Genomic DNA, 17,253 nt, shown 5'->3' with positions numbered 1-17,253 from the left:
TTAGAGTGAGCCGATACGATCCAGCTCACGCTGGAGCTCAGCACGACTGAGCGTTTTGAAAGGAAGGCCGAGAAAGGTTGCACAGCGGCGCTCGATGTTCGCCAGCGTGGCACGGAACGCCGCATCCACCGTGACATCGTCGCCGATCACAGCGGACGGATCTTCCAGCCCCCAATGGGATTTGAGGGCCGGGCCGAAGTACACGGGACAGCTCTCACCGGCGGCCTTGTCGCACACGGTAATGACAATGTCGGGCGGGTTGTTTTCAAAGGCGTCATTGCCCTTGCTGTATAAGCCATCGGTAGAGATACCGGCCTGTTGCAGCGTGGCAAGACTGCGCGGCAGCACCTGGCCTTTGGGGAAGCTTCCGGAGCTCACCGCCTCGAATCCCGGGCGCGCCAAGTGATTGAACATGGCTTCGGAAAGAATGCTGCGGCAACTGTTGGCCGTGCACATGAACAAGACTCGCATGGAAAATTCCTGGCAGTTGGGGTTCAGCAGCACGCAGCTTCGCGGACGGGACGGCTATCCATGTGCCGCAGGCGCGAAGCGTTGTCCTTGAGCCAGTCGGCGTTGGCCTTCGACGTCACCTGCAGGATCTGGTGAACCCAGTCCGGCAGCTCCGGATTGAGCCGGTAATAAACCCACTGACCCTGACGACGATCCAGCAGCAAGCCATTGCTGCGCAGTTGCGCGAGGTGACGGCTGATTTTCGGTTGGCTGTCGTCGAGGGCGCACATCAGCTCGCAGACACAGAGTTCGCCTTGATCGGCGATCAGCAGGGTGGCGCGGACGCGGGTTTCGTCGGCCAGGCTTTTGAAGACTTCGGGGGGCGTGATCATCAGGGGTGCGCCGTACATATGGACCGCCGAATATACGGATATCCATATATTAATCAACCCCGGATTTGCCCGACACCGAAGAACCCTGTGGGAGCTGGCTTACCAGCGATAGCGGAGGATCAGTCGATGCAGATGTTGGATGTCAGTCCGTCATCGCGGGCAAGCCCGCTCCCACAGGTTTTGATGCAGCTAGCACTACCCGCGTAACAGGCCCTGCTCTGCTTCGCACAGGCCAACGACATAATCCCAGACCACCCGCAGCCGCACCGACTTGTGCAACTCGCGCCGCGTGCTGATCCAGTAACTGCGCTCGATGCTTTCATCCGGCAGTAACGGAACCAGATCCGGGTCGGAGGCGGCCATGTAGCAAGGCAACACCGCAATGCCCAATCCCGAGCGTGCCGCTTCCTGCTGGGCGATGACGCTGGTGCTGTGAAACACAACGCGAGGGCTGCGGCAGAAGCTGTTGAGGAACATCAGTTCCTGGCTGAACAGCAGATCATCGACATAGCCGATCCACGCATGCCGCCCGAGGTCTTCGCGGCTGCGCAGCGGTGGTGCGTTGTCGAGATACCTTTGGCTGGCGTAGAGCGCCAAGCGGTAGTCGGTGAGTTTGCGTGTGACCAGCATGTCCGCCGCCGGACGTTCCAGATGAATGCTGATCTCCGCCTCGCGGTTGAGAATGCTGACAAAACGCGGCACCGCGACCAGTTCCACTTCCAGCCCCGGATAGCGTTCAAACAGGCCGATCATGCGGCTGGCGAGAAATTTGACGCCGAGCCCTTCAGTCACGCCGACGCGGATCTTGCCCAGTGGGGCGGTGGATTGAGTGATTTCTTCCTGGGCCAGCAGCGCGACGTTTTCCATGGCTTCGGCGTGTTTGAGCAGCGCCTCCCCCGCCGGGGTCATTTCGTAGCCTTGGGCGTGCTGGACGAACAGCGCGGTGCCGAGGCTTTTTTCGATGGCCTCGATGTGGCGGGCGACGGTGGCGTGCGTGGTGTTCAGGCGGCGGGCGGCGGTGAGCAGGCGACCGCTGCGTTGCAGTTCGAGAAAAAACCGCAGGTCGTTCCAGTCGAACATGGGGTGTCCTTGTCAGCTATGGTCAGTCAAGGCTGTTTAAAAACGCACAGCGGCTGCGCAAAAATTAACATTCTTTTGACGAAAGCTAACAACTAGAGTGTCCGACAATAAAAACAAAAAGCGAGGTCAGGGAATGCAGACTTCCCTTGATGAATACGATTACATCGTGGTCGGCGCCGGCCCTGCCGGGTGCCTGCTGGCCAATCGATTGTCGGCCGATCCGCAGCAGCGCGTGTTGCTGCTCGAAGCCGGCGGACGCGACAACTATGCGTGGATTCACATCCCCGTCGGCTATCTGTTCTGCATCGGCAACCCGCGCACCGACTGGTGCTTCAAGACCGAAGCGCAATCCGGCCTGCAAGGTCGCGCCCTGAGCTATCCGCGCGGCAAAGTGCTCGGTGGCTGTTCCTCCATCAACGGCATGATCTACATGCGCGGCCAGGCTGGCGACTACGACGGCTGGGCAGCCGAGGGCAATCCGGGCTGGACCTGGAACGATGTTCTGCCCTTGTTCAAACAAAGCGAAAACCACTTTGCCGGCGCCGCCGAATTTCACGGCGCCAAGGGCGAGTGGCGGGTCGAGCAACAGCGTTTGTCGTGGCCGATTCTGGACGCGTTTCGCAGTGCGGCCGAACAGAGCGGCATCGCCAGCATCGACGACTTCAATCAGGGCGACAACGAAGGTTGCGGCTACTTTCAGGTCAACCAGAAGGCCGGCGTGCGCTGGAACGCGGCGAAGGCGTTTCTCAAACCCGTGCGCAATCGCGCCAATCTGACGGTGTTGACCGGGGTTGAGGTGGATCGCGTGCTGCTGGAGGACGGTCGCGCATCGAAAGTCAGCGCCCGCGACGAAGGCCAGGTGAAACGCTTCAAGGCGCGCAAGGAGATTGTGTTGTGCGCCGGTTCTGTCGGCTCGCCGAGCATTTTGCAGCGCTCGGGAATTGGCCCGCGTCCGCTGCTGGAACGCCTCGGTATCGGCGTGATTCATGAACTGTCGGGGGTCGGCGGCAATCTGCAGGATCACCTGCAACTGCGACTGATCTACAAACTGGAAAACGCCCGCACCCTCAACCAGATTGCCGGCAGCGTGTGGGGCAAGATGGGCATGGGCCTGCGTTATCTGTACGACCGCAGCGGGCCGTTGTCGATGGCACCTAGTCAGTTGGGTGCGTTTGCCCGCTCCGGGCCGGAGCAGACTTCCGCCAATCTGGAATACCACGTGCAGCCGTTGTCGCTGGAGCGTTTTGGCGAGCCGTTGCACAGCTTTCCGGCGTTCACCGCTTCGGTGTGCGATCTGCGTCCGCAGAGCCGGGGGCGCATAGAAATCCGCTCGGCGGATCCGCAAGCAGCGCCGCTGATTCAACCCAACTATTTAAGCCATCCCGAAGACCTGCGCGTGGCCGCCGATGCAATCCGCCTGACCCGCCGCATCGTCAGCGCGCCGGCCCTGCACGCGTTCAAACCGGTCGAGTATTTGCCCGGGGACAGCCTGCAAAGCGAAGCGCAACTGCATGAAGCAGCGGCCAGAATCGGCACGACGATTTTTCACCCGGTCGGCACCTGTCGCATGGGCAACGACGGCGACGCGGTGGTCGATGCGCAGTTGCGTGTGCACGGGGTCCCCGGGCTGCGCATCGCCGATGCCTCGATCATGCCGCGCATCACCTCGGGCAACACCTGCTCGCCTACGCTGATGATTGCCGAGAAAGCGGCGCAACTGATCCTCAACCCTAATGCTGTAAACACAACCTCTGTAGGAGTGAGCCTGCTCGCGATGACGGAATAACATTCAACATCTCTGTTGGCTGATACACCGCTATCGCGAGCAGGCTCACTCCTACAGGGGACCGCGTTAATTCAAGGCATCGCGCATCACCCGGACACGCAACACCAGTGGAACAACAAAAACAATCACTGTGAGGGATACCGATATGTCAGAACACGCTCAGCCGCTGGACGCCGTGCGCATCACGGATACCAGCCCGGATACACGCAAAGTCATCTTCGCTTCATCACTGGGCACAGTGTTCGAGTGGTATGACTTCTTCCTCTACGGCGCCCTTGCCGCGGTGATCAGCAAGCAGTTCTTCGCCGGGGTCAACGACACCACGGCGTTCATCTTTGCGCTGATGGCGTTCGCCGCAGGCTTTATCGTGCGGCCGTTCGGGGCACTGGTGTTCGGTCGGTTGGGGGACATGATCGGGCGTAAATACACCTTTCTCGCAACGATAATCCTGATGGGGGTAGCGACGTTCTGCGTCGGCCTGTTGCCGACCTACGCCAGCATCGGCATCGCCGCACCAATCATTCTGGTGGTGCTGCGCATGCTTCAGGGCCTGGCCCTCGGCGGTGAATACGGCGGTGCCGCGACTTATGTCGCGGAACACGCGCCGATCGGCAAGCGCGGCTTCCACACCAGCTGGATTCAGTCCACCGCGACCCTCGGCCTGCTGCTGTCGCTGCTGGTGGTGCTCGGTTGCCGTTACTTTACTGGCGACCAATTTGAAGTGTGGGGTTGGCGGATTCCGTTCCTGCTGTCGATTGTGCTGCTGGGCATTTCCACCTGGATTCGCCTGAGCCTGCACGAATCGCCGGCGTATCTGAAGATGAAAGAGGAAGGCAAAACCTCGAAGGCGCCGATCCGCGAATCCTTCGGCAAATGGGAAAACCTCAAAGTGGTGCTGATCGCCCTGTTCAGCATCAACGCCGGGCAAGCGGTGACCTTCTACGCAGCGCAGTTCTATGTGCTGTTCTTCCTCACCCAGTTCCTGAAAATGGACCCGGCGGTGGCCAACACGTTGTTGATCATCAGTGTGGTGATCGGTGCGCCGTTCTTCATTTTCTTCGGCTGGCTGTCGGACAAGGTCGGACGCAAACCGGTGCTGATGCTCGGCCTGTTGCTGGCGACGGCGCTGTACTTCCCGATCTTCAAATCCCTGGCGCATTACGCCAACCCGGCGATCGATCAGGCCAGCCGTCAGGCACCGATCACCGTGCTGGCGGACCCGGCCACCTGCACGTTCCAGTTCGACCCGGTGGGCAAAGCCAAATTCGACAGCCCATGCGACAAGGTCAAAACCTTCTTGGTCAAGCAAGGCCTGCCCTACTCCAGCGCCGCCGCGCCGGCCGGCAGCGCTGTGCAAGTCAGCGTGGGCGATGTGAAACTCGACGGCTTCGACGAAGCGGCCTTGCGCGGCGCGATCACCCTCGCCGGCTACCCGCAACAGGCCGATTTGCAGCAGATCAACAAACCGATGATCGTCGCGCTGATTGTGGCGCTGATCATCATCTCCGCCATGTGCTACGGCCCGCTGGCCGCACTGATGGTCGAGCTGTTCCCGACGCGTATTCGCTACACCTCGATGTCCCTGCCGTACCACATTGGCAACGGCTGGTTTGGCGGTTTTCTGCCGACCGTGTCGTTTGCGCTGGTGGTGTACACCGGGGATATTTTCTATGGGCTGTGGTACCCGGTGTTGATTACCGGGGTGAGCCTGGTGGTGGGAATGATCTGTTTGCGTGAGACGAAGAATATCGATCTGGACAAGAACTGAACCTCTGATCGGACATTGAATTCAGTGGTGAGAGGCTGGCTCTCTCACCACTGAAACAGTCAGATGCCGCCGACACCGCCAGCGTCCCCAATGCCGGCAAAAACTTCTCTCGCTATGCCCTTTGCATTGGCAAAATCTCGTCTACGATAAACCACACACAAAAGCCCTGCGACGCAGAAAAGCGTTCGTGACGTGGGGGATCATGCCTCTTGGATTGAGGACACTCCCATGCCTGCTACACGTTTTTCCTTGCCCGATTCCACCATTACGCTCGACGCCCGGCCGGACCGCCTCGACCTCCGTGACCGGATCTTCACCGCCCGTGTGCAATCACTGCCGGCATCTTTCCCATCGGACAAGGACGTCACCGAAAAACTGGCCGATTACCTGAATAGGCAAATGGTGCTCTTTCAGGGAAAAGAAGGCGCCTGCACCGGGTTCGGTCTCTCAGCGGTCATCAACTATCTGTTGTGGCGGCGGGACGCTGAATCGGTGCAAACCAGCCCACGTCAGCTCTACCACCTGGCCAAACTGTATGACGAATGGCCTGGCGAAGACTATTCGGGTTCCAGTTGTCGCGGAGCCTTGAAGGGCTGGCACAAACACGGCGTCTGCGAAAAAAGCCTGTGGCCTTACTCCGTTGCCCCCGACGGCAGCGTGCCGGCATTCGAAGCCCCAGCCGCCAATTGGGCTGAAGATGCGGTGACGCGCCCCTTGGGCGTCTATTACCGGGTCGAAAAGGACGACATCACCGCCATGATGGCAGCGCTGTATGAAACCGGCGCACTTTACGTTTCAGCCACGGTGCATGAAGGCTGGGCGATCAGTTCCAAGGGTGAAGCCAAGGCCTTTCAAAGTACCGCGCAATTGCCTGTCATCAGATGGAAGCCAAAAGCCAAAGGTGGACATGCATTTGCCTTGATCGGCTACACCCATGAAGGTTTCATCGTACAGAACTCCTGGTCCACTCAATGGGGATTCTCGGGTTTCGCGATCCTGACGTACGAAGACTGGCTGGCCAACGGCACTGACGCCTGGGCCGTCGCACTGGGGGTGCCGATCAAGCACGGTGCGGCTTCACGTAATGCAAAACCTTCCAAAAACCAAAGTGATGAGCAATCAGTATTTCGCAATGCCTTGCCGCAATCGAGCGCCAAACGCGATGGGGTCTCTCTGCTGTCCGCCGACTCGCGCCAACCGGATCGCAAGGGTCCACCGGCATTAACTACGGATCAGGCTTACGGGCTGACCGTGGTCATGGAAAACAATGGCAGCATCGGCCCGCGCCTGACCGATGTTGAAAACGTTCGTGCGGGCGTGGCACGGATTGTTCGCCAGGCGCCCAAGGCCTGGTATGACAACCTGCCAGCCGCGCAAAAGCCGAAGGTGCTGCGCATCGCTGTGTTTTCCCACGGGGGAATCAATTCGGAAAAGGACTCCATCAGCCGCATTTGTGCGATGGCGCCCTATTTCCTCGAGAACGGGATTTATCCGCTCTTTGTCACTTGGCGCACCGGGATTCTGGAAACCCTGGCAGATATCGTCAAAGACACCTTCCCCGGCTTGTTTCCAGAGTCCGGGGGGTTTGGCGACATCTTGAAAGTGATCAAGGACAAAGCCGTTGAGGGACTCGACCGCACAGTGGAAATGGTCACGAAAAAACTCGGCGGCGACCAATGGAGCCAGATGAAACAAAACGCGGAAGCCGCCTCAATCGCGAGCTTCACCCCACGCGGCTTGCTGGAAATGGCCGACAATCTGAAAAAACTGGTAGGGGATCTGGGCGCCACTCGCGTCGAATTGCACTTGATTGGCCACTCGGCAGGCTCGCTGATCAATGGTCATCTGATTCAATTGCTCTGGGCACGGGGCTTGCCCATTGCCACTTCGACGCTGCTGGCACCGGCCTGCACGCTCGACTTCGCCAATCGCACTTATCGCAAAGTCATCGAAAACGGCGGCCTTGAGCGCGAAAACTTCCATTTGCACATCATGTCCGACAAACGCGAACAGGCCGATAACGTCATTCGTGTTTACAACAAGTCATTGCTTTATCTCGTCTCCCGTTCCTATGAAGAGTTGCAGCGCATGCCGCTGCTGGGCATGGCCAAAAGTCTCGACGGCGCGTACCTGGACTTCAGCAAGCCCGATGCTTGCGAATGGAACATTGCCGCTCAGGACATGACGCTGCAATGGAACAACTTCTACTGGAACAACAATATTCCTTCAGGCTTCGCCGCCACGGGCAACGGCCTCGCCGCCAGCTTCGCAAAGACTCTGCACATCTATAACGATGCGAAAATGACCTACGGGCCGAACATCAAGGCCGATACGTCCCACGGTGGCTTTGACAATGACTTGACCGCCATGACGAGAACCTTGAAGACGATCCTCAAGCTCGGCCCCGATGAGGCTCTGCATCAGCCGCTGATCGACCTCAATTACTGAGTCTGGAGAATCACGTGCCAGCCACCCGGATCGCGCCTCTGGGCGCTCAAGAACTGTTGCATACCGTCGACATCCAGGCGAACGATCCCTGGTGCCCGACACCGGTCATGTTGATCGCCGGCGAACGCTATTTTTTCCGCGCCAGTGGTGTCTGGCTCGACTGGCGACAGATACACGATCCCAATGGTGCAGCGGTGGCACATCTCAAGCCGTTCGAGCGTTTACTGCGTTGCAAGGCGCAAGACGCCACGTGGTTCACACTGATCGGCTCGATCGATAAGAATCCACAGAGCCTCTTCGCCATCGGTGATGGCCTGCGCTGGCCGGTCGGCTGGGTGGCAACGACATCCGGTCAACTCAGGTGTTTCGCCAACGATGTAAGGCCAATGTATTTCAACAACCATGGCGCGATCAGCCTGCAAATCTGGCGTTGACCCCACGGCACCTGTCGCGCCGCCGAAGTGCTGAAAAGTCTGGACGTAGCAGCACCTTCAAGACGTCGTTCGGACTCAATGACAGGAACCCGCGAACTGTCGGTTCCCGTGCGTTTTATCCGATAAAAAAGGACTGCCGACATGAACTACGAAAGTGAAGATGCCTTAGCGAAAATCAATCTGGCGATCTGGCAACACGATCAGCCGGCACAAAAAGTGGCACCGGGTGCCGCTGCAGGATTTTTCTTCGGTTCCAATGGCGTGGACGTCGTGGCACAGGGTGACTCCTGGTTCGACTATCTGCCCGGCGTGGACATCATCAAGTGGCTGAAATTGACGTCCGGCTACAAGATCAAGAGCTTCGCCACAGGCGGCGACACCTTGGAAAACATGGTGTACGGCACAGAGATCAAGGAAGGCTCGTGGACACGCAAACCGGTGGAGTTGGCCGATGTGCTGGCTGAAATCAAAAGCACCAAACCGGCGTTTTTTCTGTTCTCCGCCGGTGGCAATGACATCGCCGGCGATGAGTTTGCGTCTTTCCTGAACCACGCTGATTCCTCGCCCCCGTCCTTGCTGCGCACCAATTACGTCAACGACACCATCGACCGGGTGTTTCGCGGCAGTTACGAAGACATGATCAAGCGTGTCAAAGCCGTCAGCCCCAAAACCAAAATCATTTTCCACGGTTACGGCCGCGCCATTCCCACGGGAAAAGGCGTGGTCAATTTCGGTAACTATCGATTCATCGGGCCGTGGATTCGCCCGTCTCTGACGCGCAAGAACATCATGGACCCGCAGATTCAACGCAAGATCGTCGCGGACTTCATCGACCAGTTCAATGACATGCTCAAATCCGTCGCCGATAGCAATACAGATGTCCACTACCTGGATTTGCGCGACCTGATCAAAGACGAAGACTGGATCAACGAACTGCACCTCAATGCCCTTGCCTACAAACGCATGGCCGCTGTCTTCGAGAAGAAGATGGATTCGCTGCTTACGCCAAAACTCGCGGCCGTCCTGAGCGAAGCCAAAGCCAATGCACTGGCGTCATTCCAGCAGCTCGATCAATCGCTGGCGGCCTCGCAATCAACCCTGCCGGCCCCTGCTCAGGCACAATGGGTTGCCGCGCCACCGCCGCCTGTGGTCAAGCACACCAATCGCACCCGCAAAGCGACAACGACCAAAGCCAAACCCGCCGCCAAGCGTAAAGGCAAATAACCCCAGGCCCGCCACCGCTCACGCAGTGGCGGGCTGTTTCCTTCAAGTTTCAGCCTTGATCACCTCAAACTTCACCTGATCCGGATAAAACGCCACGTAATCACGGATCGCTGTCACCGACACTTTCGGATTCTCGTAAGTCCACACCGCATTCGCACCCTCATGCCCCGGTATCTGCAGACTGAAGTAGTTGGCATCGCCCTTGTATGGGCAATAACTGGTGTGGTCGGTACGGGCGAAATATTTTTCGTCGATGTCTTCGCGAGGGACGTAGTACACCGGCGGGTAGTTGGCCTCGTTGAGCACCAGTACGTGGGAAGAGGCGGCAACCTGAATGCCGTGGAACTTCACCAACAGACAACCTGGGAGTTCTTCGAGGGAGATGACGGGGCTGGGGCCGGAGCTTTTCATGGGTTTCTCCAAGGACATGAACGAACTGTGGCGAGGGAGCTTGCTCCCGCTGGGCTGCGAAGCGGCCCCAAAATCAACAATCGCGGTGTGTCAGGTATAACGCGAATTTCGATTTTGCGACGGCTTCGCCGCCGAGCGGGAGCAAGCTCCCTCGCCACAGGAGGCATGCATGCCCTGAATCTACAGAGTCAGCAAATCACGCAACAATGTCAGTCGCCACCGCCTGCCCCACCACACCCACGGCAAAATCAACCTGCCCTTGCCCGGTCAGGTCGACCAGCAGCCCGGTCTGACCGTGCTGCGCGTAGTACGTCAGGATCGCATCGCCGGCATGGCCGGTGAAATTACTGACGAAGTTCAGCGTAGCCGCACCCGTTGCAAACTCGGCGATGCCCGACAGGTCGATCTTGTCCAGGCCGCTTTTGAAATCCATGATCCAGTCCGGCTGGTTGTTGGTCGAGTCGCTGGCCGCGCCGAACACGAAAGTGTCTGCACCCTCGCCGCCCCACAGCACATCCGCGCCGCCACCGCCGTAAAGGATGTCGTTGCCGGCACCGCCGAACAGATGGTTGATCGCCGAATTGCCGATCAGCAGGTCATTGCCCGAACCGCCCACCGCATTCTCCACGGTCACACCGTAAGCAATCGAAACGTTGCCCACCAGGCCGCCGACATCGGAGAACGAGCCTTCATTGAGGTTGATCTTCTGGTTCTGGGTGAAACCGGAGAAATTCAGGGTGTCATCACCGCCCCCGTCCCACACCGAGAACACCAGTTTCGACGACGCCGACGTGGCGCTGTAGAAATCGCGCCCGGCGTTGGAACCGAAACCGTAGGTGGTGTTATCGGCGCGAGTCTCATAGTTGGCGCCGTAGAGTTTCTGCACCGCAACAATATCGTCCAGCAACGGCGCCGACGCGTACGCACCGCTGCCATCCTTGCTGAAGTTCTGGTCGGTGTTGGCTTCGCTCCAGTAGCTCATCAGGCTGTAGCCACGGGTATCTTCAGCGTATTTGGCGTCGTTGTAGGTCGGGCTGCCATTGCCGGCGTTGTAGGCGCCCGGGTGTGACAGGCCGAGGGTGTGACCGATTTCGTGGGTCAGGGTCTGGCGCCCGTAGTTGTTGGTGCCAGGGGTTTTGTTGACCTGATATTGATCGTTGATCAGATACCACGACTGACCGTCGTAGCTGCCGCCACTCGGCAGGTAAGCAAACGCAGCGCCGCCCGTGCTCACGTCGTAGTTGCCGAAGGTCATGTGGCCGTCGCCGCCCTTGCCTTCAGTGAAAGTGACCTTGGCCACATCGGCCCAGGATTGCATGGCCAACACGGCTTGCGCCTTTTGCAGGGCGCTGAACTCGCTGAAGTTGCCGAGTTTCGGGTTGTAGTTCGCGGGTTTCTCGGTCAGGAAGGTGTAGCTGAGGTCGATTTTGCCGTCAGCATTCTTGTCGCCCCACGCCAGGTTCTTGCGCAGGATTTCGTCAGCGGCCTGATCGGCGGTAAACGACGGTTTGCCATTGACCAGCCCGACACCACGGTCATACAAGTGGCTGAAGGTGTTGATTTCATCGTAGGCGCTGCTGGTTTTCGCTTTGGCTTGAGCCATGGTGGACTTCCTTGTTTCTGAGTAGTCAGTATCGACAGACCACGGCGATCTCCTGGCGAGATCGTCCTGTCACTCGCGTTTGTGAATCGCCAAAAAACCTGACACAGCTGCAAACCGGGTACTAATCAATTTCTCGATAGTGCTGTGCGGTGCCCCCGAATTACCCGTCATATCCCGCAACTCTTTTTATCTGTATATCCATACAGATAAAAGTTGCCCGTGGCGCCAACTCCGGCCATTCTGTGCACCTCTGCGGACATTGATCGACGATGGTGGTTATGCGGCTGTACCTCTGTGAAAAACCTTCCCAGGCCAAAGACATTGCGGCCGTGCTCGGCGCCAGACGTCGCGGCGACGGCTGCTGGCTGGGAACGGACGTCACGGTGACCTGGTGCATCGGCCACCTGCTGGAAACTGCGCCGCCGGATGCCTACGACGCCCGCTACAAGCGCTGGGTGCTGGCGGATCTGCCGATCATTCCGGACAAATGGAAAATGACCGTCAAGCCGCGCACTGCCAGCCAGTACAAAGCGGTGAAACGCCTGCTCGGCGAGGCCAGCGAACTGATCATCGCCACCGACGCCGACCGTGAGGGCGAGATGATCGCCCGGGAACTGGTCGAGCACTGCCGCTATCGCGGGCCGATCCGCCGGTTGTGGTTATCGGCGCTCGACGAGGCGTCGATCCGCAAAGCGCTCGCGGCACTGAAACCGGGCGCAGAGACCTTCAGCCTGTATCACTCGGCACTCGGCCGCTCCCGTGCGGACTGGCTGATCGGCATGAACATGAGTCGCCTGTTCACCCTTCTCGGCCGGCAGTCGGGTTATCAAGGTGTGTTGCCGGTCGGTCGGGTACAGACGCCGACATTGCGCCTGGTGGTGGATCGTGATCGCAGCATCGCCGATTTCGTGCCGGTGCCATTTTGGGCGATCGATGTGGAATTGCTGCATGAAGGGACGCCGTTTACCGCGCAGTGGCGGGCGCCTTCGGATGCTTGTGACGATCAGGAGCGCTGCCTGAATCAGGCACTGGCGCAACAAGCGGCAGCGGCCATCAGCAGTGCCGCCAGTGCGCGAGTAGTGAAACTGCGAACCGAGCGGATGCGCGAAGTGGCGCCCCTGCCCTTCGATCTCGGCACTTTGCAGGAAGTGTGTTCGAAGAAACTCGGCCTTGGCGCGCAGGAGACCCTCGACATCGCCCAGGCGCTTTATGAAACCTACAAAGTTGTCACCTATCCGCGCAGCGATTGCGGTTTTCTGCCACTGAGTCAGCACAGCGAGGCACCGGGGATTCTCGCGGCGCTGCGGCAGGCCGACCCGAGCCTTGAGGCGTTGAACGGTTTTCTTGACCCGCAGCGCCGTTCCCGGGCATGGAACGACGCCAAGGTCAGCGCGCACCACGGCATCATCCCCACCGCCGCCGCGAAAAACCTTGAGCGGCTGAGCGGCAAGCACCGTGCGGTTTACACATTGATCCGCGCGCGTTATCTGGCGCAGTTTCTGCCCAACCACGAATACGATCGCACCCAGGCCGATTTCGATTGCGCCGGTGAAACCCTGCGCGCGGTCGGCAAGCAGATCATTGAACCGGGCTGGAAACGCGCCTTGCCCGAGGCTCTCGCCCCCGCCAAGGGTCGTGAGGCTCCGGCGCCACAAACATTGCCGACACTGAGCCAGGGCATCGAGTGCGCCGTCGCCGGGGTGAAGCTCAAGGATTTGTGGACGCAACCGCCCAAGCCCTACACCGAGGGTGATCTGATCAAGGCGATGAAGAACGTCGCCAAACTGGTCGAGGATTCACTGCTCAAACAGAAACTCAAGGACACCACCGGCATCGGCACCGAAGCCACCCGTGCGTCGATCATTCAGGGTTTGCTGGATCGCGGCTATCTGGTGAAAAACGGCAAGGCCTTGGCGGCAACGCCTGCTGCTTTCAGCCTGATCGACGCTGTGCCCCGTGCAATCGCCGACCCGGGCACCACGGCGATCTGGGAACAGGCACTGGACATGGTGCAGAGCGGCGAGATGAGCCTGGAAGAGTTCGTCACCAAACAGGCGGCGTGGATGAGCAAACAAGTGACCCGCTGCTCCGGCCTGAGCCTGACCATCAACGGCCCGCCACCTGCCGGCAAAGCGGCTGCACCGTGGAAGAAAAAGCGCAAATCGACCCGCAGCAAAACTACCGGCACAACCAAACGCACCGCCAGGTAGCGACGACGTATCCTGTGACAAAGGGTCTTGAGTCCACACTGATGGGATGCCTTTGCCGGAGTTGATCCAGATGCCCACCATCGAACTACACCCCGCCCAACGCGATGAACTGCAAACCATTGAAAACCTGATGCAGTTCTACATGTACGACTTCAGCCAATGGCTGCCCCTGAAGCTGGCCGAGCATGGTTTCTTCAGCATCCAGCCCAAGGACGATTACTGGCGCCATCCGGCAACCAGACCCTTCCTGATTCGCGTCGACGGCGAACTCGCCGGTTTCGTCACCGTAGACGACACAACCCACATCGCCGGCGCCGAGCACAACATCGGCTACTTATTCCTCACGCGGCGCTTTCGTGGCCAAGGCGTCGCGCAGTTTGTCGTTTCTGCCCTCTTGAGCAAAATCCCAGGTCAGTGGCAAATCTTCCATATCGACGCCAACCGGCCTGCACAGCGCTTCTGGGCCGGGCTGATCCCTGCATTGAGCGGCGGCGAATTCACTCAGCAGCAGCGTGAAGTGGACGGTTATCCGTGCACGTTCTACGTTCTGTGTGCGCCCTTTTCCGTTGCCTGAACGGATCCTTTCTCATTCCAGAACTGCTTTGTCCGACAATATGTAGTGCTCAAAAATAATCACTACAAAACCGTTGACGGCGTCGTTTTGCTTTTGCATGATGAAGACGTTCCCCGATCGGGAACATTTGGTAACACGCTTGAGCAAACTCGTCTGACCGCCGAGTTGTTTTTTCCGGATACACGCTGCCCACAAGGCAGATTGAAGAAGCTGACCTGGCCCGAACGTCCAGTACAAGGACGAGAAGCGCTGGCGAAAATTCTCAAGACGCTTGTGGTCGACACTGAAAATGTCGTCAAGGAGCCTCCCGGTTTTCGCTGCTTCTCCTCGTTGTGACGCTATTGCGTAGCAGTTATTCAACACGACTACATGCAACAGACGCATGACCCCGTACTTATCACGGGCGACCGCTGACGTCCTGGTTTCGGTGCCAGGGATCAACTAACCGATGGGCTACCTGTATTAGCGAATCAACTTTGAAAGATCACCAGACTGGTCAAGGGGCAACATCATGAATCTGAACAATCAACCTACTATCGAAGAACTGGCTCGTATGTTCGCTGCGCAAAAAGACAGCCACGACAGCCATATTCTGTGGATCAGCAAGTCGGGTCAGGTGCATATCGACTGCCTGGCGCCTCATGCGGGTGAAGAAGAATTCGACCGCAACAACCAGAACCTGCTGGCCCGCCTGAAAATGTACCGTCGCGGCCACGGTTATGTCGGCAAGAAAGCCGCAGCCGATAAAGACTTCATCGGTAATGTGCTGCAGACGCTGAAACAGGCGTGGGACTCGATGCAGAATAAAAACGAAGTACGGGTGATTGATCGGTTCTGCTGAGTTAGTAATTAAATAATTGAAAGGCCTGCTTCCTTAAAGGAAGCAGGCCTTTTTTTGTTCGCTTGCATTGTTTGGCGTGAGTGGAATTGTAGCCCCTCACCCCAGCCCTCTCCCGAGGGAGAGGGAGCCGATTTGCGCTGCGTTCAAATTTTAGTTCGACTCAAAACTTTCAGGTCGTCGTAAATCGCACAAACACCTCGGTCAGTCCCCTCTTCCTCTGGGAGAGGGTCAGGGTGAGGGGCTCTCAATGCCCAACACCAAATCCACAAACGCCACCGCCGCCGCACTGTGGTAATTATTGCGCCGCCGCAACAACGCCGCCCCACGCTGCGGCGCCTCACTCTCGACCCGCAACCGGCGCAACGCCCGATCCTCTGTCGCGATCGCTTCCGGCAACATCGTCGCCATCGGCGAACACCGCACCACCTCCAGCAACGTACTGACCGAGTTCACCTCTATGCGCACCTGCGGCGTAATTCCATGCTGACGGAAATATTCATCCACCGATAACCGCGTAATGAAGTCCGGTGCCAGCAAAGCGAAATCCAACTGCGCCAGGTCTTCCGGCATGAACACTGACGTGCTGTCGTACAACGGATGCTCGCGTCCGACCATCACCGCCAATGTCTCGACAAACGCCGGAATGCACTCGATGTCCGGATTGCGCACCGGTGTGAAGGCGATCGCAATGTCCAGCGAGTCATCCGCCAGTCCCGCCTCGATGTCGTCCATCGACAACTCGAAGATCTCCAGGTGAATCCCCGGAAAGCGCGCAACATAATCGCGCACCAGCGGCCCGACCAGATACGCCATAAACGTTGGCGTCATCGCCAGACGCAAGGTGCCCCGGGACAAATCCTTCACGTCATGCAACGCCCGCTTGCCCGCCTCCAGCTCCACCAGCACCCGCCGCGCGCATTCGATATAAGCCTCGCCGGCATCGGTCGGCTTGACCGTGCGCGAGGTGCGATCAAACAGGTTTACTCCTAGGGTTTCCTCCAATTGGCGAATCTGTTGCGACAAGGTCGGCTGAGACACATGCAACGCCTCGGCCGCACGGGTGAAGCCGCCGTGATCGGCCACGGCCAGCAGATAACGCAAATGTCGCAACAGCATGGGGATCACCATCTATAGGCAGGACTTATGCGCAGCATTGTATATGGGTCTTGGACGCTATGGATCAATCGGCAGAAGATGAATCCCACACAGCAAGCCAACCCCTGAAAGGAGTGACACCATGCAACAGTCCCACGCCTACAACGACACCAGCCTGGCCCTGACCACCCGCATTCTCGATGCCAAGGCACGCAAAGATCTGTCGTGGCAGGCTCTCGCTGACGACACCGGCCTCAGCCTGGCCTTCGTCACCGCCGCCCTGCTCGGCCAACATCCGCTGCCGGCAAACGCCGCCGAAGTGGTCGGCGACAAGCTTGAGCTGGACGCCGCCGACGTCGCCGCCCTGCAAATCATTCCGCTGCGTGGCAGCCTCAGCGGTGTGCCGACCGACCCGACCATCTACCGTTTCCACGAGATGATCCAGATCTACGGCACCACCCTCAAGGCGCTGGTTCACGAGCAATTCGGCGACGGCATCATCAGCGCGATCAACTTCAAACTGGACATCAAGAAAGTCGAAGACCCGGAAGGCGGCTCCCGCGCCGTGGTCACCCTCGACGGCAAGTTCCTGCCACTGCGTCCGTTCTGATCCATCCCGGCCCGCACCTCGCGTGCGGGCCATCCAAATCCCAATTGCACATCGTCACCACCTGCGTCTGGAGGCTGCTCCATGCAAAAAATTCTGTTGACCCTGGCCCTGCTCGGCGGCTTTTGCGCCCACGCATTTGCCGCTGATGAGGCCGTCGCTTACCGCTACGGCATGCAACTGGACGTTGCGCAAGTGCTGAGCATTACCCCGGTTGCCGACGTCTGTGGCGTGGTGCCGGTGGAAATGACTTACCTGGACAGCCAGGGCGGCAAACACATTCTGCAATTCAGCGAATTCGGCAGCGGTTGCTCGAACTGAGAGGACAAC

17 protein-coding genes are annotated in these 17,253 nt (G+C 58.8%); 11 read left to right on the top strand and 6 right to left on the bottom strand.

From position 1 onward, the window contains the following. From ACVVH8_RS11660 to ACVVH8_RS11650, 3 genes are all read right to left on the bottom strand, one after another. A complete protein-coding gene (locus tag ACVVH8_RS11660) occupies positions 1-471 on the bottom strand; it encodes an arsenate reductase ArsC (RefSeq protein WP_213028309.1) in 471 nt (156 codons plus the stop codon). Between the two features lie 23 nt (positions 472-494). Further along, positions 495-842, bottom strand: a complete 348-nt coding sequence (locus tag ACVVH8_RS11655) for a metalloregulator ArsR/SmtB family transcription factor (protein WP_103303572.1) — start codon at positions 840-842, stop codon at positions 495-497. Between the two features lie 195 nt (positions 843-1,037). Beyond that, positions 1,038-1,922: a LysR family transcriptional regulator gene (locus tag ACVVH8_RS11650; protein WP_401297559.1), complete on the bottom strand. Its 885-nt coding sequence runs from the start codon at positions 1,920-1,922 to the stop codon at positions 1,038-1,040. Between the two features lie 133 nt (positions 1,923-2,055). Between ACVVH8_RS11650 and ACVVH8_RS11645 the strand changes: the two genes are divergently transcribed. From ACVVH8_RS11645 to ACVVH8_RS11625, 5 genes are all read left to right on the top strand, one after another. After that, positions 2,056-3,708, top strand: coding sequence for a GMC family oxidoreductase (locus ACVVH8_RS11645; RefSeq protein WP_475230221.1), 1,653 nt, complete (start codon positions 2,056-2,058; stop codon positions 3,706-3,708). A gap of 145 nt (positions 3,709-3,853) precedes the next feature. Beyond that, positions 3,854-5,476 (top strand): MFS transporter, encoded by a 1,623-nt coding sequence (locus ACVVH8_RS11640; protein WP_475230218.1) that lies wholly within the window; start codon positions 3,854-3,856, stop codon positions 5,474-5,476. A 228-nt stretch (positions 5,477-5,704) separates the two neighbouring features. Further along, a complete protein-coding gene (locus ACVVH8_RS11635; protein ID WP_213028304.1) occupies positions 5,705-7,924 on the top strand; it encodes a C1 family peptidase in 2,220 nt (739 codons plus the stop codon). A gap of 14 nt (positions 7,925-7,938) precedes the next feature. Then, positions 7,939-8,358, top strand: a complete 420-nt coding sequence (locus ACVVH8_RS11630; RefSeq protein ID WP_103303367.1) for a hypothetical protein — start codon at positions 7,939-7,941, stop codon at positions 8,356-8,358. Positions 8,359-8,499: 141 nt separating this feature from the next. Further along, complete coding sequence (locus tag ACVVH8_RS11625) at positions 8,500-9,582, top strand: SGNH/GDSL hydrolase family protein (protein ID WP_103303366.1); 1,083 nt, start codon at positions 8,500-8,502, stop codon at positions 9,580-9,582. A gap of 42 nt (positions 9,583-9,624) precedes the next feature. Here the strand turns inward: ACVVH8_RS11625 and ACVVH8_RS11620 are convergent, their stop codons facing one another. Both ACVVH8_RS11620 and ACVVH8_RS11615 read right to left on the bottom strand, forming a co-directional pair. Next, positions 9,625-9,993: a DUF427 domain-containing protein gene (locus ACVVH8_RS11620; RefSeq protein ID WP_103303365.1), complete on the bottom strand. Its 369-nt coding sequence runs from the start codon at positions 9,991-9,993 to the stop codon at positions 9,625-9,627. A 196-nt stretch (positions 9,994-10,189) separates the two neighbouring features. Further along, positions 10,190-11,596, bottom strand: coding sequence for a serralysin family metalloprotease (locus ACVVH8_RS11615; RefSeq protein ID WP_475230215.1), 1,407 nt, complete (start codon positions 11,594-11,596; stop codon positions 10,190-10,192). A 278-nt stretch (positions 11,597-11,874) separates the two neighbouring features. Between ACVVH8_RS11615 and ACVVH8_RS11610 the strand changes: the two genes are divergently transcribed. The 4 genes from ACVVH8_RS11610 (at position 11,875) to ACVVH8_RS11595 (ending at position 15,221) form a co-directional block, all read left to right on the top strand. Beyond that, positions 11,875-13,806 (top strand): DNA topoisomerase III, encoded by a 1,932-nt coding sequence (locus ACVVH8_RS11610; RefSeq protein ID WP_475230213.1) that lies wholly within the window; start codon positions 11,875-11,877, stop codon positions 13,804-13,806. Positions 13,807-13,876: 70 nt separating this feature from the next. Next, positions 13,877-14,380, top strand: coding sequence for a GNAT family N-acetyltransferase (locus ACVVH8_RS11605; RefSeq protein WP_475230210.1), 504 nt, complete (start codon positions 13,877-13,879; stop codon positions 14,378-14,380). Positions 14,381-14,425: 45 nt separating this feature from the next. After that, complete coding sequence (locus tag ACVVH8_RS11600; protein ID WP_158249168.1) at positions 14,426-14,716, top strand: hypothetical protein; 291 nt, start codon at positions 14,426-14,428, stop codon at positions 14,714-14,716. Between the two features lie 175 nt (positions 14,717-14,891). Further along, on the top strand, positions 14,892-15,221 hold the full coding sequence (locus tag ACVVH8_RS11595; RefSeq protein WP_103303361.1) for a hypothetical protein: 330 nt from the start codon (positions 14,892-14,894) through the stop codon (positions 15,219-15,221). Positions 15,222-15,449: 228 nt separating this feature from the next. On the opposite strand, the gene cynR is transcribed toward ACVVH8_RS11595, so the two are convergent. Further along, positions 15,450-16,337 (bottom strand): transcriptional regulator CynR, encoded by an 888-nt coding sequence (cynR, locus tag ACVVH8_RS11590; RefSeq protein ID WP_475230208.1) that lies wholly within the window; start codon positions 16,335-16,337, stop codon positions 15,450-15,452. A 121-nt stretch (positions 16,338-16,458) separates the two neighbouring features. Between cynR and cynS the strand changes: the two genes are divergently transcribed. Together cynS and ACVVH8_RS11580 are read left to right on the top strand one after the other, a co-directional pair. Beyond that, on the top strand, positions 16,459-16,926 hold the full coding sequence (gene cynS / locus ACVVH8_RS11585) for a cyanase (protein WP_103303359.1): 468 nt from the start codon (positions 16,459-16,461) through the stop codon (positions 16,924-16,926). Between the two features lie 81 nt (positions 16,927-17,007). Then, positions 17,008-17,244 carry a DUF2790 domain-containing protein gene (locus tag ACVVH8_RS11580; protein WP_103303358.1) on the top strand — a complete coding sequence of 79 codons (237 nt, stop codon included), beginning with the start codon at positions 17,008-17,010 and terminating at the stop codon, positions 17,242-17,244. Positions 17,245-17,253: the final 9 nt, after the last annotated feature.

This window comes from Pseudomonas trutticola BRTCR10, assembly GCF_056155105.1.
The sequence above is the reverse complement of the archived record's forward strand: the minus strand, read 5'-3'. Positions and strand labels throughout refer to the sequence as shown.

Excerpts from the sequence above, each read along its gene's own strand:
- ACVVH8_RS11650 (WP_401297559.1), bottom strand. The coding sequence starts at position 1,922 with ATGTTCGACTGGAACGACCTGCGGTTTTTTCTCGAACTGCAACGCAGC.
- ACVVH8_RS11610 (WP_475230213.1), top strand. The coding sequence starts at position 11,875 with ATGCGGCTGTACCTCTGTGAAAAACCTTCCCAGGCCAAAGACATTGCG.
- ACVVH8_RS11635 (WP_213028304.1), top strand. The coding sequence starts at position 5,705 with ATGCCTGCTACACGTTTTTCCTTGCCCGATTCCACCATTACGCTCGAC.
- ACVVH8_RS11620 (WP_103303365.1), bottom strand. The coding sequence starts at position 9,993 with ATGAAAAGCTCCGGCCCCAGCCCCGTCATCTCCCTCGAAGAACTCCCA.
- ACVVH8_RS11595 (WP_103303361.1), top strand. The coding sequence starts at position 14,892 with ATGAATCTGAACAATCAACCTACTATCGAAGAACTGGCTCGTATGTTC.
- ACVVH8_RS11645 (WP_475230221.1), top strand. The coding sequence starts at position 2,056 with ATGCAGACTTCCCTTGATGAATACGATTACATCGTGGTCGGCGCCGGC.
- ACVVH8_RS11660 (WP_213028309.1), bottom strand. The coding sequence starts at position 471 with ATGCGAGTCTTGTTCATGTGCACGGCCAACAGTTGCCGCAGCATTCTT.
- ACVVH8_RS11615 (WP_475230215.1), bottom strand. The coding sequence starts at position 11,596 with ATGGCTCAAGCCAAAGCGAAAACCAGCAGCGCCTACGATGAAATCAAC.
- ACVVH8_RS11625 (WP_103303366.1), top strand. The coding sequence starts at position 8,500 with ATGAACTACGAAAGTGAAGATGCCTTAGCGAAAATCAATCTGGCGATC.
- cynR (WP_475230208.1), bottom strand. The coding sequence starts at position 16,337 with ATGCTGTTGCGACATTTGCGTTATCTGCTGGCCGTGGCCGATCACGGC.
- cynS (WP_103303359.1), top strand. The coding sequence starts at position 16,459 with ATGCAACAGTCCCACGCCTACAACGACACCAGCCTGGCCCTGACCACC.
- ACVVH8_RS11580 (WP_103303358.1), top strand. The coding sequence starts at position 17,008 with ATGCAAAAAATTCTGTTGACCCTGGCCCTGCTCGGCGGCTTTTGCGCC.
- ACVVH8_RS11605 (WP_475230210.1), top strand. The coding sequence starts at position 13,877 with ATGCCCACCATCGAACTACACCCCGCCCAACGCGATGAACTGCAAACC.
- ACVVH8_RS11655 (WP_103303572.1), bottom strand. The coding sequence starts at position 842 with ATGATCACGCCCCCCGAAGTCTTCAAAAGCCTGGCCGACGAAACCCGC.
- ACVVH8_RS11640 (WP_475230218.1), top strand. The coding sequence starts at position 3,854 with ATGTCAGAACACGCTCAGCCGCTGGACGCCGTGCGCATCACGGATACC.